Origin of the sequence: Nakamurella multipartita DSM 44233, from assembly GCF_000024365.1 — a bacterium.
Taxonomy (GTDB): domain Bacteria; phylum Actinomycetota; class Actinomycetes; order Mycobacteriales; family Nakamurellaceae; genus Nakamurella; species Nakamurella multipartita.
The window spans coordinates 2,256,487-2,277,413 of record NC_013235.1; the positions used below are offsets into that span (position 1 = coordinate 2,256,487).

At 68.4% G+C, this 20,927-nt stretch carries 16 protein-coding genes, 1 tRNA gene and 6 pseudogenes; 7 read left to right on the forward strand and 16 right to left on the reverse strand.

What is annotated here, in order from left to right:
• Positions 1-56: 56 nt before the first annotated feature.
• Positions 57-868 (reverse strand): annotated as a pseudogene (locus NAMU_RS30915) (IS3 family transposase); the annotation flags it as partial.
• 52 nt (positions 869-920) lie between these two features.
• A pseudogene (locus tag NAMU_RS28190) lies at positions 921-1,208 on the reverse strand (transposase); the annotation flags it as partial.
• Positions 1,209-1,436: 228 nt separating this feature from the next.
• Between NAMU_RS28190 and NAMU_RS27265 the strand changes: the two are divergent.
• Positions 1,437-1,745: pseudogene (locus tag NAMU_RS27265) on the forward strand (transposase); the annotation flags it as partial.
• Positions 1,746-1,880: 135 nt separating this feature from the next.
• Here the strand turns inward: NAMU_RS27265 and NAMU_RS10195 are convergent.
• A complete protein-coding gene (locus NAMU_RS10195) occupies positions 1,881-2,696 on the reverse strand; it encodes an ExeA family protein (RefSeq protein ID WP_015746597.1) in 816 nt (271 codons plus the stop codon).
• Positions 2,693-3,274: pseudogene (locus NAMU_RS10200) on the reverse strand (Mu transposase C-terminal domain-containing protein); the annotation flags it as partial. The pseudogene NAMU_RS10200 and the gene NAMU_RS10195, both read right to left, overlap by 4 nt.
• A 73-nt stretch (positions 3,275-3,347) precedes the next feature.
• Between NAMU_RS10200 and NAMU_RS10205 the strand changes: the two are divergent.
• The gene (locus NAMU_RS10205) at positions 3,348-4,727 is read left to right on the forward strand and encodes an IS256 family transposase (RefSeq protein ID WP_015747326.1); all 1,380 of its coding nucleotides are present in this window, start codon (positions 3,348-3,350) and stop codon (positions 4,725-4,727) included.
• Positions 4,728-4,781: 54 nt separating this feature from the next.
• On the opposite strand, the pseudogene NAMU_RS10210 reads toward NAMU_RS10205, so the two are convergent.
• Positions 4,782-5,687, reverse strand: a pseudogene (locus tag NAMU_RS10210) (DDE-type integrase/transposase/recombinase); the annotation flags it as partial.
• A 111-nt stretch (positions 5,688-5,798) separates the two neighbouring features.
• On the reverse strand, positions 5,799-6,212 hold the full coding sequence (locus tag NAMU_RS10215; protein WP_245544824.1) for a hypothetical protein: 414 nt from the start codon (positions 6,210-6,212) through the stop codon (positions 5,799-5,801).
• A 387-nt stretch (positions 6,213-6,599) separates the two neighbouring features.
• Between NAMU_RS10215 and NAMU_RS10220 the strand changes: the two are divergent.
• Positions 6,600-7,538 (forward strand): annotated as a pseudogene (locus tag NAMU_RS10220) (IS256 family transposase); the annotation flags it as partial.
• Positions 7,539-7,591: 53 nt separating this feature from the next.
• Complete coding sequence (locus NAMU_RS10225) at positions 7,592-7,801, forward strand: hypothetical protein (protein WP_041368704.1); 210 nt, start codon at positions 7,592-7,594, stop codon at positions 7,799-7,801.
• A 317-nt stretch (positions 7,802-8,118) separates the two neighbouring features.
• Here the strand turns inward: NAMU_RS10225 and NAMU_RS10230 are convergent, their stop codons facing one another.
• The 3 genes from NAMU_RS10230 to aceE form a co-directional block, all read right to left on the reverse strand.
• Complete coding sequence (locus NAMU_RS10230) at positions 8,119-9,408, reverse strand: PucR family transcriptional regulator (RefSeq protein ID WP_015747327.1); 1,290 nt, start codon at positions 9,406-9,408, stop codon at positions 8,119-8,121.
• A gap of 99 nt (positions 9,409-9,507) precedes the next feature.
• A complete protein-coding gene (locus tag NAMU_RS10235) occupies positions 9,508-9,711 on the reverse strand; it encodes a cold-shock protein (protein WP_015747328.1) in 204 nt (67 codons plus the stop codon).
• Between the two features lie 200 nt (positions 9,712-9,911).
• Positions 9,912-12,647 (reverse strand): pyruvate dehydrogenase (acetyl-transferring), homodimeric type, encoded by a 2,736-nt coding sequence (aceE, locus tag NAMU_RS10240; RefSeq protein ID WP_407669237.1) that lies wholly within the window; start codon positions 12,645-12,647, stop codon positions 9,912-9,914.
• Positions 12,648-12,940: 293 nt separating this feature from the next.
• Here aceE and NAMU_RS10245 point away from each other — a divergent pair, with 293 nt between their 5' ends.
• The 3 genes from NAMU_RS10245 (at position 12,941) to NAMU_RS10255 (ending at position 14,029) form a co-directional block, all read left to right on the forward strand.
• Positions 12,941-13,369 (forward strand): DUF3052 domain-containing protein, encoded by a 429-nt coding sequence (locus tag NAMU_RS10245; RefSeq protein ID WP_015747330.1) that lies wholly within the window; start codon positions 12,941-12,943, stop codon positions 13,367-13,369.
• Positions 13,369-13,851, forward strand: a complete 483-nt coding sequence (locus tag NAMU_RS10250) for a peroxiredoxin (protein ID WP_015747331.1) — start codon at positions 13,369-13,371, stop codon at positions 13,849-13,851. The genes NAMU_RS10245 and NAMU_RS10250 overlap by 1 nt, the downstream gene beginning before the upstream one ends.
• 103 nt (positions 13,852-13,954) lie before the next feature.
• Positions 13,955-14,029, forward strand: a tRNA-Val gene (locus NAMU_RS10255).
• Here the strand turns inward: NAMU_RS10255 and NAMU_RS31740 are convergent.
• From NAMU_RS31740 to NAMU_RS10290, 7 genes are all read right to left on the reverse strand, one after another.
• Complete coding sequence (locus NAMU_RS31740) at positions 13,986-15,665, reverse strand: recombinase family protein (protein WP_407669238.1); 1,680 nt, start codon at positions 15,663-15,665, stop codon at positions 13,986-13,988. The genes NAMU_RS10255 and NAMU_RS31740 overlap by 44 nt on opposite strands.
• Positions 15,666-15,730: 65 nt before the next feature.
• A complete protein-coding gene (locus NAMU_RS10270) occupies positions 15,731-16,414 on the reverse strand; it encodes an ImmA/IrrE family metallo-endopeptidase (RefSeq protein ID WP_015747333.1) in 684 nt (227 codons plus the stop codon).
• Between the two features lie 31 nt (positions 16,415-16,445).
• Positions 16,446-16,823, reverse strand: coding sequence for a helix-turn-helix domain-containing protein (locus NAMU_RS28205; RefSeq protein ID WP_083785789.1), 378 nt, complete (start codon positions 16,821-16,823; stop codon positions 16,446-16,448).
• A 349-nt stretch (positions 16,824-17,172) separates the two neighbouring features.
• The gene (locus tag NAMU_RS10275) at positions 17,173-18,267 is read right to left on the reverse strand and encodes an IS110 family RNA-guided transposase (RefSeq protein ID WP_052307725.1); all 1,095 of its coding nucleotides are present in this window, start codon (positions 18,265-18,267) and stop codon (positions 17,173-17,175) included.
• Between the two features lie 234 nt (positions 18,268-18,501).
• On the reverse strand, positions 18,502-19,899 hold the full coding sequence (locus NAMU_RS10280; protein WP_015747335.1) for an IS1380-like element ISNml2 family transposase: 1,398 nt from the start codon (positions 19,897-19,899) through the stop codon (positions 18,502-18,504).
• A 167-nt stretch (positions 19,900-20,066) separates the two neighbouring features.
• Entirely contained in the window at positions 20,067-20,354 is a 288-nt protein-coding gene (locus NAMU_RS10285; RefSeq protein ID WP_217180810.1) for a ribbon-helix-helix domain-containing protein, read from the reverse strand.
• Between the two features lie 144 nt (positions 20,355-20,498).
• Entirely contained in the window at positions 20,499-20,924 is a 426-nt protein-coding gene (locus NAMU_RS10290) for a hypothetical protein (protein ID WP_015747337.1), read from the reverse strand.
• Between the last annotated feature and the right edge of the window lie 3 nt (positions 20,925-20,927).

Genomic DNA, 20,927 nt, shown 5'->3' on the forward strand with positions numbered 1-20,927 from the left:
AACCCCAACCCAAGATCAACATCGCGACTTACACAGAAACCTTGACAGCCTCCCAACGCCACGTACACCCATCCCGACCAGGTACTCACGTAGGTGATGTCGGCCACCCACAAGCGATCCGGCACGAGCGCGCCGAACCGTCGTTGCACCAGGTCAGCGGGCCGCTGCGCACCCGGATCGGCGACCGTCGTCCGCTTGATCTTGCCCCGGCGGACACCGACCAGGCCGGCGGAGCGCATCAGCCGTTCCACGGTGCACCGGGCCACCGAGACGCCTTCCCGGTTCAGCTGCAGCCACACCTTCCGGGCACCATAGGTGCCGTGGTTGTTCTCTGTGTGGACCCGGCGGATCTGCTCGAGCAGGGCCGCATCCCGCACCGCGGCCGGCCGCGTCTGGGCGGGCCGGGCGGCGTGCTCGTAGTAGGTGGACGGGGCGATCCGCAGACCCAGGTGCTCGGTCAACACCTGGCAGATCGGCTCGACTCCCCACCGCAGACCGCCGGCCTCCCGGCGGCCTGCGTGGCAGCGGATGAACTCCGCGATCAGTGGGAAGGCCGGTCGAGCTCGGCCGCGAAGAAAGCCGAAGCTGCCTTCAGAATGGCGTTGGCGCGCTTGAGTTCTGCGTTCTCCCGACGCAGCCGGCGCAGCTCGGCCGACTCCTCCGAGGAGGTGCCGACCCGGGTCCCGGTGTCGACCTCGGCCTGCCGCACCCACTTACGGACCGTCTCGGCAGTACCGACGCCGAGCAGCTCAGCCACGCGGCTCATCGCCGCCCATTCGGACTCGTGCTCACCCGCGATCTCCGCGACCATCCGTACAGCCCGCTGCTTCAGCTCCAGCGGGTACCGCCTCGTTGAATCTCCCGGCATGACTCCAACCTTCCCAAGCTCTGGAGTCTCCGGACACGCCGGGGGGATTCATCTTGGCGTAGTGACCGTTGCGGGAATTGTCGTACTCGGCCGCGTCCAGGGCGCCCTTGTCGTAGCCGACGTGGTCGGTCAGCTCCGCTTCCAGACCGCGTTCCAACGCAGCCTTGAGCATCCCGCCCAGCACCCCGCTGTCGCCGGTCAGCGGCTCCCCGGCATCGATGCGGGCGAACACCCCGTCCAGCGCACCCGAGGCCTTCAGATCCGCAGCCAACTCAGCCTGCACCCGACGACGCTCGGCCCGCTCCTGCGGGGTCAATCTCGGCATGCCATCAATCGTCACAGCTACTCCTCAGACGCTAGATGCCACACCCCTTACACAGTCCATCTGACAGGTCCGTCGGTCGCGGCCTCGACGCCCGAAGTTGAGTCCACCAGAGTGGTGTACGACCACTGATCGACCTTGACCCCCTGACCAGGCAGGTCGGGGCGTGTCGGTCCCGGGACGAGGACGGCCACCGCGTGAGGCTTCGAAGGACCTCTCACAGTCTGTCGAAGGAGACATCACGCGATGACCACTGCCCAGCCTAACGACCCGACGACCGCCGTCGGTGACATGCTCGCGTCGGCGAGCCCGGACCTGCTCCGCTCGATGCTGTCCACGTTCATTCAGACGCTGATGGGCGCCGAGGCCGACGCCCTGTGCGGCGCCGGCTACGGCGAACGCAGCCCGGACCGGGTCAACTCCCGCAACGGGTACCGGCACCGGGACTTCGACACCCGGGTCGGCACCCTGGACGTCGCGGTGCCGAAACTGCGGTCCGGGTCGTACTTCCCGGACTGGCTGCTGGAACGGCGGACCCGCGCCGAACGCGCCCTGGTGTTGACCGGCGCTCTACATGGCGATGTTGGCATCGTCGTTGTTGACGATGGTCTGGGTGTTGAAAGGCCCCGCCCGGTGGTGGTGGGCGGGGCCTTGGTGGTCATGGCGGCGGGGTCGTCGTCAATGTGAGGGTCATTCGCCTCCTGTTTCGGCGATCGCGGCCCGGGCTGATTTCTCGTCGACGATGGCCTGGTTGCGGGCGAACGCCGCGGTCAGGGCGTTGATCGCGAGGTTGTTGATGGCGCGGGGGTAGCCGCGGGCGGCGTTGTGGATCAGGGTGGTGGCGTCGCCGCTGAACAGGGTGTCGCTGCGGCCGGCGATCTTGAGGTGGTGGGTGAGGTAGTCCGCGGTTTCCTGGTCGGTCATCCCGGTCAGGGTGCAGCGCACCGAGATCCGTTGGTCCAGCGCGGCGAGCACGCCGAGGCGCAGCCGGTGCCGCAGGGTGGGTTGCCCGACGAGCAGCGCGGCGAACGGGCTGCCGGAGTCCATGTCGTGGTTGGACAGCATGCGCAGTGCTTCGAGTTGCTGGTTGTCCAACAGGTGCGCCTCATCGATCACGACCACGGGGGTGCGGCCGCGTTCGGCGTGTTCGGCCGCGAGGGCGTCGGCGGCTTGCGGGGCCAGGATCGAGGTGTAGAACGACGGGGTCCGGCCCAGGGCGGCGACGATGTGGTGGAGCATGCCGCGGACCCCGACGGACGGGTTGGGCAGGTAGATGACGACGTGCCGGCTGCTGTCCAGGGCGGCGGTGGCGGCGCGGACGGCGACGGTCTTGCCGGCGCCGACCTCGCCGGTGATCACGCCGAGGGCGTGTTGGTCGACGCACCAGCTGATCCGGGCGATCGCTTCGCCCAGTCCGCGGTGCCGATGCAGCATGCCCGGGGCCAGGTTCCGGCCGAACGGCATCCGGGTGAAGCCGTAGTGGGCCTGAAGGCGTTGCACGCTCACCGGGCCACCGCCTGACCATCGTCGTTGCCGTCGTTGCCGTCGTTGCCGTCGTTGCCGTTGAGGTCGGCCAGGGCGTCGTCGATGCTGAGCTGCCCGGGCAGCTCACCTGGGTAGAGGGCGTGATAGTTGATCTTCTGGTCGGCACTGATCTGTTGCTGGTGGTCCTGCGCGACCAGCGCCAGGTAGTCGATCCCCGTCCGCGGTGTCGTTGCCGGTTCAGGGGTCTCGGGTCTGGCCTTGGGATGGGTGTGCCGGGTGATCCGATGCGGCACCGCCGGCCCGTGGTCCCGGCCGTCGTAGCGGACCCGCAGGGTTTCCAGATCGAACGGGGAGAACACCAACTCGACTTTCCGACCGACCAGCCCCGCCTGAACCTGGTAGGTGTTGCCGTGCAGCGACACCGTCGCGGTCCTGGTGACCACGCGTTGTTCGGACCACAGGAACGCCTCGGTCAGATCCGCGGGGGTCGGCATCGCCGGAGACCGGCCGGCCCGCTGCCACCCGTCGGTCCAGCGTTGCAAGGGGCTCTGCCCGGTCTCGGAATGCACGTGGTGGTGATAGGACGCCTCGACCCAGGCGGGGGCGTGTCAGATGGTCTGTGTAGGAGCCGCGATCGGATGCTGAGGCGGGTGCCTCGCGAAGGAGCGGATCATGACCATGACCGAGCATTCCTCGTCGTTGCCGGCGGATGATGCGGTGCCGGGGCCGGGGCGGGTGAGTGGCCGGCAGCTGCGGGAGTTGCTGGCCGACGACGTGTGGCTCGACGAGTTGATCGACCGCGCCGAGGCCGGCGGTGTCCGGCTGACCGGCGAGGGCGGGTTCCTGCCGGAGATGATCAAGGCGGTGCTCGAGCGGGGCCTGGCTGCGGAACTGACCTCGCATCTGGGATACGAGGTGGGCGACCCGGCTGGTCGGGGCTCGCCGAACAGCCGGAACGGGCACACCCCGAAAACGGTGGCGACCGAGGTCGGGCCGGTCCCGTTGAGCGTGCCGCGGGACCGGACGTCGACGTTCGAGCCGCGGCTGGTGCCCAAGGGCCAACGCCGCCTGGGCGGGTTGGACGAGCAGATCATCAGCTTGTACGCCGGCGGCATGACCGTCCGCGATATCCAGGCCCATCTGGCCCGGACACTGGGCACCGAGCTGTCCCACGACACGATCAGCAAGATCACCGACGCGGTCCTGGAAGAGGTCAAGGCCTGGCAGTCCCGGCCGTTGGAAGAGCTCTACCCGATCATGTACCTGGACGCGATCGTGGTGAAGGTCCGCGACGGGCACCAGGTTCGGAACAAGAGCGCGTACATCGCAGTCGGCGTCGATATGGCCGGGATCAAGCACGTGCTGGGGATCTGGGTGCAGTCCACCGAGGGCGCCAAGTTCTGGGCCGGGGTCTGCGCCGAGCTGGCCAACCGGGGCGTCAAGGACGTGCTGATCGTGTGTTGCGACGGGCTGACCGGGCTACCCGAGGCGATCGAGGCGACCTGGCCGCGGACGACCGTCCAAACGTGTGTGGTCCACCTGATCCGGGCCTCGATGCGGTTCGTGTCCTACACCGACCGGCGGGCTGTCGTGGCCCAGCTCAAGACGATCTACACCGCCCCGACCGTGGACGCCGCCGAGACGGCGCTGTTGACGTTCGCCGAGACCGATCTGGCCCGCCGCTACCCGGCCTGCCTGCGGACCTGGCAGGACGCCTGGGACCGGTTCATCCCGTTCCTGGCGTTCCCATGGCCGGTCCGCAAGATCATCTACACCACGAACGCGATCGAGTCGTTGAACTACCAGCTCCGCAAGATCATCAAGAACCGCGGGCACTTCCCCAACGACGACGCAGTGGTCAAGCTGCTGTGGCTGGCCATCCGCGATATCGAGGACAAACGCGCCCGGGACCGGACCGCGGAGAAGGGCAAACGAGTCGGACGCACCGCCGAGGGCCGGCTCGTCGAGGGCCAGGTCACCACCGGTTGGAAACCCGCGCTCGGTGCACTGGCCATCCAATACCCCGACCGCATCACCCCCAGGATCAGCTGACCAACCCCAACCCAAGATCAACATCGCGACTTACACAGAAACCTTGACAGCCTCCCAGGCGGTGAACAACCCGTTGAGTTCCAGCAGGGCGCCGGCGGGGGTCATCCCGGTATCCCGGATCTGGTCGGCGGTGCTGTCATCGATCTCGACCAGGAACTGGTCGCGCACGCTGCGGAACCAGCGTTCGATCTTGCCCCGCCCCTGCGGCTGCCCCGGACGGCTGTGGACGAGCCGGATCCCGAGCACCGCGCAGGCCCGCAGCAGCCAGTTGTCGACGAACGCGGACCCGTTGTCGACGTAGACCGAGCCGGGGACGCCGCGGCTGCCCAACGCGGGTTGCAGGGCCGCGGCCAGCCGGACGGTGTCCTCGGCGAACCCGAACCGATACCCCACGGCCACCCGGCTGTGGTCGTCCAGGAACGCGAACAAGTACGTTTTCCGGCCGGCGACCCTGGGCCCGTGCAGGGCGTCGCCGACCCACCGTTCGTTGCAATCGGCCGCTTCGAACCGGCCGAACACGGCCGGCCCGGCGCCGCCGGGCACCATCAGGTCCAGCCGGTGGAAATGCCGCAGCAGCGTCGTTTCCGACGGTGACCAGCCGGTCGAGGATCGCAGGATCCGGGCGACCTGGGCGACCGTGCGGGCCGGGTTCTCCCGTTTCAGACCGGCGGCCAGCTCGAACACGCCGGTGTCGATCCGGGTGCCGGGTTCCCGGGGCGACGGGCACAGACCTTCGAACCCGCCGGCCCGGTACCGGCGGATCCACCGGTCCAACGACTCCCGCGAGTATCGGACCCGGCCGCCGAACGGGCCGTCGTGTTCCCGGTCGGCGATCGCCCGAACGACCCGTCCGCGTTGCTTGGTCGACAGGCCCGGTTCCAGCGCCGGGCAGATCAACTGATATCGGAACAACGCGATCTGCTGCGCCCGTTCCCGCTGCTTGACCGTGTCCACACTCATCAACCACACCCGTCCTCGTCGTCGCTTCACCGCCCGGCAGGTGTTGCCGGGCAACGGCCTTCGCGACGATCCCGGACCAACACCGGTGACGTCAGGGGCAACTCGTGTTGATCAACACGGTGTCGAGAGCCGGGGCCAACCCGGGGACAGGAGCCGGCCGCCCGAGGACGCACAGGCGACCTGTCCGGCCGTCACTGTGCCGACCAAACCGGCCGACCCGAACCGGGACGCGATCGCCACCCAGGCCGCGGCGACCGCGGCCACCACGTCCCGCCAGGCGTCGCCAGTCGCGTCCGGGGCCGGCTGGTCCACCCCGGCCCGCCGGGCAGCGACGGTGAAGTGCACCCGCACCGGCTCCAACCGGGTGCTCATCCGTCGCAACCAGCCCCGGACCGTCGGCGCCGGCGCCCCGACCAGGACGGCGACCGCCCGGTGCCCGTGGCCGGCCGACCGGGCGACCAGCGCCGCCCAGATCACCGCGGCCGCGTCGGCCCGCCGCAGCAGCACCGTGACCGGCAGCAGCACGTGCGTGATCAGGCACGACGAACACCTGGCTCGGCGGGGCCGCAGTAACCCGACGCCTCGGACGTCACGCCGGCGAGCCCACCCCCAAGGGGCCAGCACACCTGGGCAGACCGGGCACGGCACGCCGCCGCCCGTCAGCCGGGACTCGACCAGATCCTGATTCGCCTCTACCGTGACCAACGGGTGCCTCCGTGCATCCGAGCACGGCCCTCCCGCACAGGTCTTCCCGGACACGTCGGCGGGAGGGCCGTTGTCCATTTCCGATGCTGGTCACACTGACGGTGACGACGACCGGACTCAACCCGCCAGCACACCCGCGCACGTTCGTCGGCAGCACCCATGACGAAAGACAGGTCAGCGGCCGTCATCCAGAGCGGTGGTCAACACCTGGTCTCCGTCGTCGCGACCTCGTACCTGCTCGGGGTGTCGACCCGGCGGGTGGAGAAGCTGGTCCAAGCATTGGGCGTGACGTCGCTGTCCAAGTCGCAGGTGTCGGTGATGGCCCGCGACCTGGACGAGCAGGTCGAGGCGTTCCGCACCCGGCCGCTGGACCAGGGCCCGTACACGTTCCTCGCGGCCGACGCGCTGGTCCTCAAGGTCCGCGAGGGCGGCCGGGTCGTGCAGGTCCACGCCCTGCTCGCGACCGGGGTCAACGGTGACGGGCATCGCGAGATCCTGGGCCTGGACGTGACCAGCCGCGAGGACGGCGCCGGCTGGTTGGCGTTCCTGCGTGGCCTGGTCGCCCGGCGCTTGTCCGGGGTCCGGCTGGTCACCAGCGACGCGCACAGCGGCCTGGTCGCCGCGATCGGCGCGACCCTGCCGGGTGCCTCGTGGCAGCGATGCCGCACGCATTACGCGGTGAACCTGATGTCGATCACCCCGAAGAGCAGCTGGCCGTGGGTGCGGACCATGCTGCACTCGATCTACGACCAGGTCGACGCGAAAGCCGTGGCTGCCCAGTTCGACCGGGTGATCGACACGCTCGCCGAGAAGCTGCCCGCGGTCGCCGATCACCTCGACCAGGCCCGGGCCGACCTGCTCGCGTTCACCCCGTTCCCGAAGGAGATCTGGCGGCAGATCTGGTCCAACAACCCGCAGGAACGGCTCAACAAAGAGATCCGCCGCCGGACCGACGTCGTCGGGATCTTCCCCGACCGGGGCGCTCTGATCCGCCTCGTCGGCGCCGTCCTGGCCGAGCAACACGACGAATGGACCGAGGGCCGCCGCTACCTTGGCATCGACGTCCTGGCCCGCTCCCAGACCGCCAACGGACCCGACGCGAAGGAGGACACCAGCACCACGCCCGCGATCACCACCGCCGCCTGACCAACGAAGATCACCGGCGGCCGGACCTCGTCACGTACACCACTCAGCTGGGCTTGACCACGCCCGATGCCCTGGCCGAGCGGTGCGCCGTCTTGATGCGGGCCGACCCGTTGCCGGCCAGCCGCCCGGTTACGACCTGGCCCCGCCTGGTCGGCTACCAGCTGCGGGGCATGACGCCGGCCACCAGCCGGTGGTCCGCCGGCGCGGAATCTTCCGCCGTGCCGCGCTCGGCATGGCCGTCCGCACACACCCGGATTCGCTGATCAAAGCCGTGTCGTGGGGGTCGGTGTGCCTACTTTGGCGCGGGAATGATCAGCGGAGCTGGCTGGGTCGTGGTGGTTCGCTGACCGGAAAATAGGTACGCATGAGGCTGGTGGTGCTGCTGGTGCACATTTTCACGCCTCTGTGGCGTCACCGGAAGGGACAGGGTGACTGATCAAAGCCGCGTCGTGGGGGTCGGTGCGCCCACTTTGGCGCGGGAATGACCAGCGGAGCACGCCGCAGCCGGGCGGAACCGACCGCGCGACGCGGCCGCACGAGCCGGCCAAGCACGCAGGAACCCAGCCGGATGGAGCAGGTGTCAGGGGGCGGCGGCCAGCCGGCCGAGGATGACCGCGGTCTGCAGGACCAGCAGGTCCCGGGGCTCCCAGGGGTCGCGTCCGGTCAGGTCGGCGACGCGGTGCAGGCGGTAGCGGACGGTGTTGGGGTGGACGAACAGGTTGCGGGCGGTGGGCTCCAGGGCGCCGCCGGTGGCCAGGTAGGCGTCCACCGTCGAGAGCAGGTGCGGGGAGGCGGCCAGGGGGGCGTAGACGGCGGCGCGCAACCGGGCCGCGGCCTGGGCGTCGCCGGCCAGCACCCGCTCGACCAGCAGGTCGTCGGCGTCGATCATCCGCGGGGCGTCCGGCCAGGCGGCGACCACGTCCAGGCCGGCCAGGGCGTCGGCGGCGGAGTTGATCGCGGCGCGCAGGCCGCTGCCGGGGCGGCCACGGACCACCGGACCCTCGCCGAACAGCTGGGCGACGGTGTCCGCCGGCGGCTCGGCCCCAGCCAGCACCAGCACCAGGCGATCGCCGTGCACACCGGCCATCGCCGGCCGTCCGCTGACGGCGGCCCAGTCGGTGACCGCGGCCACCGCGTCGGCCCGGTCGCCGGTCGGGGCGGCCCCGGCGACGACGACCGTGTCGGCGGTGGGATCCCAGTTCAGCGCGGCGGCCCGGGAGGACAGGGTGCCGATGTCCTCGCCGCGGACCACCCCGTCGACGACCGCCGCCTCTACCCGCGCGTCCCACGCGCCACGGGTCTCGGCCGCCGCCGCGTACACCTCGGCCGCGGCGAAGGCGATCTCCCGGCTGTAGCGCAGCAGCGAGTCGCGCAGCGCGATCCGCTCGGCGTCATCCGCGGCCAGCGCGGGCAGGTCCTGCTCGGCGACGGTGATGGCCACCCGGACCAGCTCCACCGTGCGGCGCAGGGACACCGCGCGGACCAGCTCACGGGGGGCGGTGCCGAACACCTCCCCGGTGATCCGGTACTCGTCGCTGCTGGCCTGTGCCCAGACGACGTAGCCGGAGATGCCGGCCTGGGCGACCAGGGTGACCCAGGACCGCTGCTCGGCCGGCAACGAGCGGAACCAGGGCAGTCGCTGGTCCATCAGCGACAGGGCCCGCCGGGCGAGTTGCCCACCGGCCCGCTCGACCCGGTGCAGCGTCTCCTCGCTGACCCCGTGCACCGCGGCCGGCGGGCCGCCGAGCGCGGAGTAGACCGCCCGCAGCACCGACGAGGGCGTCGGGCCGGGCAGGCGAGCGGGGTCGATGGCCGGGCCGGGGCCGGGGTCGGCCGCGGCCGGGCTGTCCAGCGAACCCTCGGCCGTCATGCCCGACAGCCTGCCAGAACTCGGACACCGACCCGTACGAATGCGAAAAGGGCCCGCATCGGAGAAATCCGATGCGGGCCCTTCTCGTGGAACTCGGGATCAGGCGGCGCTGACCCCGGTGGCCTGCGGGCCCTTGGGCGACTGCTCGACCTCGAAGTTGACCCGCTGTCCTTCCTCGAGCGACTTGTAGCCGGTGCCGCTGATCGCCGAGTAGTGGACGAACACGTCACCCGACCCGTCGTCCGGGGAGATGAAGCCGTAGCCCTTCTCCGCGTTGAACCACTTCACAGTTCCCTGCGCCATGCTTGCTCTCCTCGAGCGTTTGTCCGCGGTTGCCCGCTGATCGAACACCCCAGCCGATTCCTTCTCCGACCGGGCGATTGCGCTTTACCCCGTGCATGCCGTGCGGACACCAGGAGAAGAGCAACAACGAGCGAACAGTACCGCCTTCGCCGTGAGGATATCCAGCAGGTCAGGGGATAGATTTAGCTAAGCCGACCCGGTCAGGAGTCGCCACCGGTGCTGCCCGAACGTCCGGCCCGGACGTCGTGCAGTTCGTACTTCTCCGCGGCTTCGGCAGCTGCTCCGGCCCGGTACTGACCGCGCCGTTCCAGGGCCGACAGGGTGGCCACCACCATCGACGGACCGTCGATGAGGAAATGCCGCCGAGCCGCCGCGCGGGTGTCGGAGAATCCGAATCCGTCGGCGCCGAGAGCGACGAAATCGCCCGGCACCCACGGTGCGATCAGGTTCTGAATCGCCCGCTGCCAATCGCTGGTGGCAATGACCGGTCCCTCGGTCTCGGCCAGCACCTTGGAGATGTACGGCACGCCGACCTCGGCGGCCGGATCCAGCAAGCGGGCCCGTTCGACCCGCTCGGCGTCCCGGCTCAGCTCGGTCCAGCTGGTGACCGACCAGACGTCGGCGGCCACCCCCCAGTCCTGGGCCAGCAGCTGCTGGGCTTCCAGGGCCCAGCGCACCCCGACGCCGGAGGCCAGGAGCTGCGCGCGCGCCTTGCCCTCGGTCTCGGCGGCCGGCGAGAGCTTGTAGATGCCCTTGAGCAGGCCGTCGACATCGAGGTCGTCCGGCTGCTTGGGCTGCTGGTACGGCTCGTTGTACAGGGTGATGTAGTACATGATGTTCTCGCCGTGCGGGAACTCCTCGCTCCCGCCGTACATCCGCCGCAGGCCGTCCTTGACGATGTGCGCGATCTCGTAGCCGTACGCCGGGTCGTAGGAGACGAAGTGCGGCTGCGTGGCGGCCAGCAGGTGCGAGTGCCCGTCACCGTGCTGCAGGCCCTCACCGGTCAGCGTGGTCCGGCCGGCGGTGGCGCCGAGCACGAAGCCGCGGCCCATCTGGTCGCCGATGGCCCACATGCCGTCGCCCGTGCGCTGGAACCCGAACATCGAATAGAAGATGTACATCGGGATCATCGGCTCGCCGTGGGTGGCGTACGCGGTGGACACCGCGGTCAGCGTGGCCACCGAACCGGCCTCGTCGATGCCCTCGTGCAGGATCATGCCCTGCTCGGACTCGCGGTAGGCCAGCATCAGCTGGGCGTCGACCGCGGTGTAAAGCTGACCCGAGGGGTTGTAGATCTTCTGCGTCGGGAAGAACGAGTCCATGCCGAAGGTGCGGGCCTCGTCCGGGATGATCGGCACCACGCGGTTGCCGATCTCCGGGTCCTTGAACAGGTCGCGGACGAGCCGGACGAACGCCATGGTGGTGGCGATCTCCTGCTTGCCGGAGCCCTTCTTCAGCACGTCGTAGACCTTGTCGCCCGGCAGCACCAGCGGCTTGGCGGCGACCCGACGCTCGGGCACGAAGCCGCCGAGGCGCTTGCGGCGATCGAGCATGTACTGGATCTCTTCGGAGTCCTGTCCGGGGTGGAAGTACGGCGGCCGGTAGACGTCCTCGAGCTGGCTGTCCGGGATGGGCAGCTGCAGGCTGTCGCGGAACTCGTGCAGGTTCTGCGAGGTCATCTTCTTCATCTGGTGGGTCGCGTTGCGGCCCTGGAACGACGGGCCGAGCCCGAAGCCCTTGATCGTCTTGACCAGGATGACGGTCGGCTGCCCGGTGTGCTGGGTCGCCGCGTTGTAGGCCGCGTAGACCTTGCGGTAGTCGTGGCCGCCGCGCCGCAGCCGCCAGATGTCCTCGTCGGACAGGTCGGTGACCATCTGCTTGGTCCGCGGGTCGCGGCCGAAGAAGTGCTCCCGGATGTACGCGCCGTCGTTGGCCCGGTAGGTCTGGAAGTCGCCGTCGGCGGTGGTGTTCATCAGGTGGACCAGGGCGCCGTCCTTGTCCTTCTCGAGCAGGCGGTCCCACTCGCGGCCCCAGATGACCTTGATGACGTTCCAACCGGCGCCCCGGAAGAAGGCCTCCAGCTCCTGCACGATCTTGCCGTTGCCGCGGACCGGGCCGTCCAGGCGCTGCAGGTTGCAGTTGATGACGTAGGTCAGGTTGTCCAGGCCGTCGATCGCGGCGATGTGGATCAGACCGCGGGACTCGACCTCGTCGAGCTCGCCGTCGCCCAGGAACGCCCAGACGTGCTGGTCGGAGGTGTCCTTGATGCCGCGGTGGTGCAGGAAGCGGTTGACCCGGGCCTGCTGGATCGCGTTCATCGGGCCCAGGCCCATGGACACGGTCGGGAATTCCCAGAAGTCCGGCATCAGCCGCGGGTGCGGGTACGACGGAATGCCGCCACCCGGGTGCGACTTCTCCTGGCGGAAGCCGTCCAGGTCGTTCTCGGACAGCCGGCCCTCGAGGAAGGCGCGGGCGTACATGCCGGGGGAGGCGTGGCCCTGGAAGAAGACCTGGTCGCCGCCGCCGGGGTGGTCCTTGCCGCGCCAGAAGTGGTTGAAGCCGACCTCGTACAACGTCGCCGAGGAGGCGTAGGTGGAGATGTGGCCGCCGACGCCGATGCCGGGCCGCTGCGCGCGGTGCACCAGCATCGCGGCGTTCCAGCGGATGAACCGGCGGTAGCGGCGCTCGATCGCCTCATCACCGGGGAAGAACGGCTCCGACTCGGTCGGGATGGTGTTGATGTAGTCCGTGGTGGTCAGCGCCGGCAGCGCGATGTGCTGCTGCTTGGCCCGGTCCAGCATCCGCAGCATCAGGTACCGGGCCCGCTGGCTGCCGCCCGCCTCGAGCATGGCGTCGAAGGAGGCGAGCCACTCGCTCGTCTCTTCCGGGTCGATGTCGTGCAATTGGGCGGCGATGCCGTCCTTGATCAGCGTCATCTTCGGCGCCGGTTCGTTCACTGTCGTCAACGCAACTCCTCTGGCATTCGGCGGCGACGAGCCGCATGGTGCGCCGGGGCGTCGGATACCCCGACGGGCCGGCACGGTCAAGCGCCTCCCATCCTCTCGCATCAACCGGTGTCGTCGCTCGTCAGAACGAGGGCAATTCTGCGGGTGGAGGTGGTGCCGCTGTCGGCGCGGCGCAGGTATCGAATTAAGGTATGCGGCCAGGGAAAGAACCGGTCTGCCAAGATCGGCGCACCCGTCAGGAACCGTGAAGGGATGCGATACGCGTGAGTGACGTCGCAGGGTACGCGGTAAGCGCCGCTGCCCGGCTCGGCCTGCAGGCCGGCAACAAGGTGGGGGAGTCCGGGTACGACGATGATGTCGACCACGACCTGCGGGACGCGATCGCCGACGCCATCGACGCGGACCTGCTCGATGACGAGTCGGACGAGGTCCTGGACGCCGTCGTGCTGTGGTGGCGGGACGGGGACGGCGATCTCACCGATGCGCTGATCAACGCCGTGCCGTTGCTGGCCGACGACGGGGTGATCTGGTTGTCCACACCGAAGACGGGCCTGGACGGCTACGTCGAACCCAGCGAGATCGCGGAGGCGACCCGGACCGCGGGCCTGGCCCAGACGACCTCGGTCAACGGCGGCCCGGGCTGGATGCTGGCCCGGCTGGCCCGACCGAAAACCGGAAAGGTGCGCCGCTGATGGCCGGCGAAGGATTGTCCGTCGGCGCCGTCGCGCCGGATTTCACGCTCCCGGACGCCAACAAGGCGCCGGTGGCGCTGTCGTCCTTCCGGGGCCGGCAACCGGTACTGCTGGTGTTTTACCCGTTCGCGTTCTCCAGCGTGTGCACCGGCGAGCTGTGCCAGCTGCGGGACGAGCTGGCCGCGTTCGTCGACGCCGGCGTGCAGGTGCTGGCGATCTCCACCGACACCTCGCAGTCGCTCAAGGCGTGGGGGACCGAGCAGGGCTTCCAGTTCCCGCTGCTGTCGGACTTCTGGCCGCACGGCGAGGTGGCCAAGGCCTACGACGTGTTCTTCGACAAGGCCGGCATGGCGCTGCGCGGCACGTTCCTGGTCGATGTCGACGGCGTGATCCGCTTCGCCGAGGTCAACGGTCCGGGACAGGCCCGCGATCAGGTGGCCTGGCAGCGGGCGGTCACGGCGCTGGTGCTGAGCCGGTCCTGATCGGTCGGCCGGGCGTCCGCCCGCGGGCCGCGATCCGGGGTTTTCTGTCCTGCGGGATGGGATACTGGCTCGCGGCCGGCCGGCAGCAACGGCCGGCGCAACGGGGCGCGTAGCTCAGCGGGAGAGCACCCGGTTTACACCCGGGCGGTCGGCGGTTCGAACCCGTCCGCGCCCACCAAGTACCCCGTACTCGAACCACCGACCAGTTGGATGCCGGTCAGTGCCGATACAAGTCGATGATCCCCTGCCTCGTGGCAGGGGATCGTTCGTTTCGGTGGCTCCATGTCAGGGTGGCCCGCTGCGGATCGCTGGGCGTGGGCGGTGGCGGCTTCGAACACGTCATTGAACGGTGCCTTGAGCTGATGTCCGGAGACGGTGATGTCGTAGTCACCCTCGTCAACCTCAAGCCTGTCGAACAGGGCGCGAGTGAGCTTGTGCTTGCCGTCATCGGGGAGCGCCAGGAATAGGTGGTCGAGGTGCCGGGCGAGCTCCAGTGCTTCCCTGAGCCGGGTTGCGCCGATCTGGAGGTCTGCGCGGGTCTCGGTGAGGCGCGCTTCGATCCGAGCGCGTTCCTGGGCAATCTGGTTGGCCCTGGTCGTGATCTTGCTGCGGTCGAGCGCTCCGTCCGCGGCCAGGTCGATAAGCCGTTCCTCGCGGGTGGCGAGCCTGGACAGTTGGGCACGGAGAGCTGCTTGCAGCTCCTCGGTGACGGCTTGCTCTTCGCGCAGGGCGTCGGTGATGGCCCTCTCGGCACCGGTCACGAAGCTGTCGGCGATCGGCAGGGATTGGTAGTGCTCGGCGACGGCGTCCTCGACGTTGGCCACCGGCAGATGTCGGAGGTCGCAGGTCTTCTTCTGCCGTCCTCGGCATAGGTAGTAGCCGTGGTACTCACCGGAGCGCCCTTTGACCTGGGTGTAGATGAGCCGGTTTGCCCGACCCGCCTGGGCACAGCGGCCGCAGACCAGCAGGCCCTTGAGGTAGTGATAGAGCACGCGGTCGCGGTTGCTGTTGCGGGAGCGCGCCTCAAGGACGTCCTGGACGCGGTCGAAGAGGGCTTGGCTGATGATCGCCTCATGACGCCCCTTGATGAGGCGTCCGTCGACTTGAACCCAGCCTGCGAAGAACGGGTCGCTGAGAATGTTCTCGATAGTGGTGCTGCCGACCGGTCGGGGGTACGGCATCTGCGGCGTGGGCCGCTGGGTGAGGCCGAGGTCGACCGCAGCCAGATGGAGTTCTTGCTGGGTGTAGTCCCCGGTCGCGTAGAGCTCGAAGACCTGCCTGACGAGCGGTGCTCGCTCCGGGTCGAGCGCGATGGTGTTGAACAACTTGCCGTTGTGGCTCTCCCGGACATTGAGATAGCCGACCTTCGCGCGACCGTTGTAGCCGCCGGCCAGCATCTTGTAGCGCATCTTGGCTTTGACGTCCTCGCCGTTGCGGCGGGATTCAAGCTCGTTGAAAATGTCGGTGACGGCTTCCATGGCGTCAGCCATGTAGCCTTCGCCGAAGTTTTCACGGGCGCTGACAAGTTTGATGCCGAGCTTGGCCAAGTGTCGTTTGGTGATAACCGCATCGCCCAGGTTGCGGAAGGCTCGCGAGCGCATATAGATGATGACGTAGTCAATGCCCGGCGTCGCCATCACGTGCTTCAGCAGCTCTTTGAACTTCGGACGCTTGTCGATCGAGAGCGCAGAGTTTCCAGGCTCGATAAATTCCTTGTCGATAATCGCTCCGAGGTCCCGTGCTTTCCGGGCCGTGAACTCACGCTGGGTGGCGATGGACAGTCCATCGGCGTCGATATCCGTGGCGGTGTCCATTTGTCGAGATGTCGACACGCGCAGATAAGCGACAGCTCGCGAGGCTGCCACTTGGGGGTTTTCGGTCACACGTAGCTCCTTTTGACGTAGGCATGCATTGCTGGGCGGAATCGTTGCGGCTGCCCGAAACTAGTCCGGACTAGTCGAGCGCATCGTGCTCGTGGGGGTTGTGGTTCAGGGTCGAAGGCGCGAGAGAGGCCTGTCTCATCGAGGCGGATCTCCATCGCCGCTTGGCTGACGCCGAAGTGGTCGGCCAGTTGGTCGGTGCGCTGCAGGCCATTGCCCCAGGCGCGCTTGAGATCGCGACGTGGGATGAGCGTGCAGGCGGCGAAGTAGTCGGCCAGGTGCTCGGCCTGCTGGTCGGCCGTCATGGTCTTCCCGCCGATGCGTATGTCGTGGTAGAGCTGCCCGGTGGCACCGTGGTCGATGATGTACTTGAACTCATGGAGCAGCGTGAAGCGTTGTCTAGCTTCGCTGTCACTGTCGTTGAGAGCGATGACCCACGCTTGGCCGTTCCAGTGGCTCAGGCCGCTGACGGGCAGCCGGTCGTAGGCGATTCGGATGCGTGGCAGTGCGCCGATGTGGCGAGCGGTGATGCCTTCCATCCCGGGGTCGATGCCTCGGACGGCCTCGATGAGCCGGTTGGCCTGGGCCTCGGCGACCACGCGAAGCTCGTGTTCGTCAATCTCCCGGTTGGGGATGAGACGGCGGAGGCTCGTCAGGATGGATGGATGTTGGTGTTGGTGCATGGATGAGCCTCCTTTCGTTATGTATTTCTTGTCAGGATTCGTCTTCACCGGGCGCCGGACCGCGACCGTTCGGGTCGATGCCGTAGCGTCTGGTGATGGCCGCAATCTCTTTGTGTGCGGCCGCAGGCAAATGCGGGTATCTGGATCTCAGGTACGGCCGCATCGGTGGGAGGGTGGCGATCGGGTCGTAGCCGGCTAGTTCGGCCAGCTTGACCGGGTCAAGGTCGAGCAGCACGGCCAACTTCTGAAGTTTGGCAAGGTCTGGCGACTCGACGTGATCTTGTTCCCAGCTGTCCAGTGCCGCTTTCGACATGCCGACGGCGTTTGAAGCGGGCCTGAGTCCGAGTCCGGCCTTGATTCGGGCAGCTTTGAGTCGGCTGCCAAATGTCTCAATGTGTGGAATTTCCATATTCCTAGAATAGCTCAACTGTCCGGCAAAGTGGACACCTTTCTCGCTTTCTACAACGTTTATTTCACCCTATTTCCGGATTCTCGATCCTTGCCAGGGTATTCGGGATCTCCGGGGATTGCTTGGTTTATGGTGTGTGTGGGTGGAAGCCAGCCGGGGCTTACCTCGATCTTTCTTCCGGTGGTCGGGCGGCCTCGTAGCCGTTCCTCATGATCATTTTTGTCCTCCTCTGTTGATCATGGGTTGGCTGCTGAACCCGTGGTCGCCTGGGTGGGCGCCGGGTTCCACTGCCCGGTTCGGGTCCTTGGTCGGAGATGGTGGTCGGGTCGGTGGGATGCTCCTATGGTTGTCAAGCTGCTTTGGCGGGTCGTTTTTCTGCGGACGCGGACGTAAGCGCGAGGAAGACTTCTCGGGCGACATATCGCTTGAGGCAGCGGATGATCTCGGGCTTGGTCAGCCCCTGGGCGGTGCGTCGGGCGATGTAGTTCTTGGTTCTCTGGTCGGTGGCCATGCGGGTGATGACGATGCGCCAGAGTGCGCTATTGGCGGCTCGGTCTCCGCCGCGGTTGAGCCGGTGCCGGGTCGTCCTGCCCGACGAAGCAGGCAAGGGCGCCACGCCGCACAGCATCGCGAAGGCGGCCTCGTTGGTGAGGCGGTCGGCATTCTCGCCGGCCGTGACGAGCATCTGCCCGGCCACGTCGGGACCGATGCCTTTGAGTGCGAGCAGCCCGGGGTTGATCTGGGCCACGAGCGGACCGAGCAGCTCGTCGAGATCGGCGATCTCGACGCTGAGCGCCCGGTGGCGCCGAGCAAGAGAGCGCAGCGCGATCTTGGTGGCCGTGCCCGGATCGCCGGCACCGGCACGGTCCGGCCGCTGGTCGGCGCAGACCTTGATCAGTTCTCGGTCGGGCAACGCCCGCAGCTGGGCGCGCAGCGATTCCGGTGCGGTGACGATCAGCGCCTTGATCTGTCGCTGCACGTCAGCGCGGTGCCCGACGGCCGAACGGCGCGCCACCCGCAATGCCCGCAGCGCCTCGACACGACCGTCTCGCTGCTTGGGCAGCCCGGTGCGCACCCGGGCCAACGCGGCCCGGGCCGCAGCCTCGGCATCGACGGGATCGGATTTGCCCTGCCACCGGCGGGCCTTGCGGTCGGGCCGGTCGACCTCGACCATGGCCACGCCCTGGGCGGCCAGCAATCGGGCCAGGCCGGCCCCGTAGACACCGGTGCCCTCGACACCGACCAGCAGCAGCGTCCCGAACCCGCGCAGCCACCGTAGCAACGCCCGGTAGCCGGCGGCGTCGGTGGGGAACTGGGCCGACCCCAACACCCGCCCCGCGGTGTCCACCGCTGCCGCGGTGTGGGTGTCCTTATGGGTGTCCACACCGCCGACCACCTCGACCGCCGATGAGTCTGCTTGTCGCTCCGCTTGTACTGCTGTCATCGTTGACCTGCCGTCCTGTCGCTGAACCGGGAAGGGCGGCACGCGCCGGTCGGGCGGGCGGACAAGACAGTGACGGGGCCTCTGGCCAGGCTCCTATAAGGTCACGACGCCCGTCCGGCAGGTGCCGAGATCGCCGCCGAACCCCGGCCGACACATCCCGTTCAGGACACCACGGTCAGTCAGGGCACGAGTCAAGCCGAAGCTCGACGGCGATCCACCCCTACATCCTCACTGTCAGGTCAGTTGCGGCAGGTTCCGCAGCCGGGCCAGGCCGTGCAGGAGGAGGTCGCGGTGGGGTGCGTGCGCGGACAGGCGGAGCCAGGTACGGCGGGCTTTGCGGCCGATCCGGGCGGCGACGCTGAACAGTCGGTGCCGCAGCTTCTTGGGCTCCCAGGTCCGCGCCGGGGTGCCGGTGAAGGCGAGCATCTGCATCCATGCGGTCAGTTCGGTGGCCAGTTGCACGACCGCGATCCACACTTGATTCTGGGCAAAGTCGTTGAGGGGCAGGTTGTTCAGGCCGGTGTCCTTGGCGTTGCGGATCCGGTCCTCGCAGCGGGCGCGGCGCCGATGCCGCAGTTCCAGATCCGCGAGCTGTCCGCCTTTGGTGTTCGTGGCGAACGCGGTGAGCCGGTTGCCGTTCGAGTCGGTGAACTTGAGCTGAGCGCCGGGATGGGGTCGTTCGGCGCGGACGATGACCCGCATGTCCTTGGGCCAGCCCTTGAGCTTGAGGACCCCGGTCAGTTCGGCCACCCAGGCCCCGTCCCGGGGCTCCTGGTCGGCGTTGTACGCGGGTGTCCACGCCGCCTCCGGCAGGGCGTCGACCTTGGCGGTGATGTCGGTGGTCAGGGTGAACCCGACCGAGTACTGGACCCGTTGCCGGGCCATCCAGTCCACGAACTCGTGGGTTCCGCCGGCCCCGTCGGTGCGGACCAGCACACCGCGGCCGGGCCGTCGGTCCGCCGTGGTGCAGGGCAGTTGCGCGAGCGCGGCCTTGACCACGCTGATGTGGTCGGCTGCGGTGTTGGAGCCGGCGTTGCCCGGCCTCAGCAGCATCGCCAGGGGTTCACCGGTGCCGTCCGGGCCGTGGTCGGCCCACGCGCCGATCGGGTGGAACCCGAAGCCCTTCTTGAATGTTGCTGCTGCCAGCTGCTTTTCGGAGTGCGCGGTGACCAGGGTGGCGTCCACGTCGACGACCAGCGGCGCCTTCGCCGACCGGTCATGGTTCGGTGCGGCGGGTCCGGCCAGCTTCCACGCCCGGGCGCGGGCTGCCGCCCGCGCGGTGTCGATCGCCTTCAGCGCTGCCGTCGCGTCCGGGGCGAGGGTGTCGATCAGCCGGGACACAGTCGGGTCGGACGCCACATGACCGAACACGGCGGGCTCGGCCCGCAGTTGGGCGATGTCGGCCAGGCAGTCACCGCCGATCGCCAGCGAGATCGCCAGGTCGAGCAGGATCTTGCCCGGGTCGTGCACCGCCATCGGCTTGCGCCACGGCCTCAACGCCGCCGACAACCCACGACCCAAACCGACCCTGTCCGCGGCCAAGGCCAGCAGCACCGACCCGCCGTGGGACACCACCCGCTTGCCGGTGGCATCGACTCGGAGCGACGGGTACAGCCCGGTAGACTTCCGCATCGGAAAGGTGCTCCTGGTTCTGGTTCGATTGGTCCCTCAGCAAGACCTATCTTCCCAGGTCAGAGCACCTTTCCTCATGATCAACACTCTGCCGATCAGAATTACGATGAAAGCGGCAGGCTTATGCCCTGCAGCTGGCTTCCACCGGGTTAGGAGGCGGGTCGCGGCTACTTGCTACCGCTTGGCCGACCGGTCTTTGGCGGTTGTGGCGTGCCAAAGAGCGCCTGGATCGCGGCTTGCTGCTCATCGGCGTCGCGGGCGATTTGCTCGCGCAGTGCCGCCGCCTTGGCCGCGATAGTCGGGTCGGCGGCCAGCACGTCAACGTGCGCACGAAGCGCATCGCGGATCGCGTCGGTCACCGATTGACCGCCGAGGCGCGCCAGGATGGTGATCCGGGCGTGCAGATCGTCATCCAGCCGGATGGCCAGTGTCTTCTGGGACATGACCTTGCTCATCCTTCCTGAGGGTGTTCTTCCGCGCACTCGGTTGACCGGGTGCAGGCCACCGTCCTCGGGGTGGTGCGACCGCCGGGCATCTTGGTGATGTCGGCTGGCCGCAGGCTCCCGATGAGGGGCTCGCGGTGGGTCTTGTGGCGGCGGTCAGCCAGGGTCGGCGGCGCTGCTGATGAAGTCGAACCAGGCCGGCGAGAGTAGGAGGACGTACTCCGGAGCACCGCCGGCTCGGACCGACAGGCCACCGTTCTGCGACAGAGTGTCGTCGATGACGAGGTCGATCGGCAGCGCGCCCTCATGGACGAGCTGGCACCGCAGCCAGGTGTAGATCAGGTTGTCGATCGACCATTGCTTTCCTCGGTACTCGATCTCGATGCGCCAGCCGTGCTGGGCCTTGAGGTAGGTCACGAAGGCATCGCGGTCACCTTTGACCTCCGGTAGCGCCAGGCGGCTTCGGGCACCGAGTGCCGTGAGAGCGAGCAGGAACGCCGATTCCCTCCGGCCGAGCTGCCACAAGAGGTCGGCGTCGGCCAGCCGCGCTTGTATACCGGCTTCGGCCCGAGCGATGTCCACGAC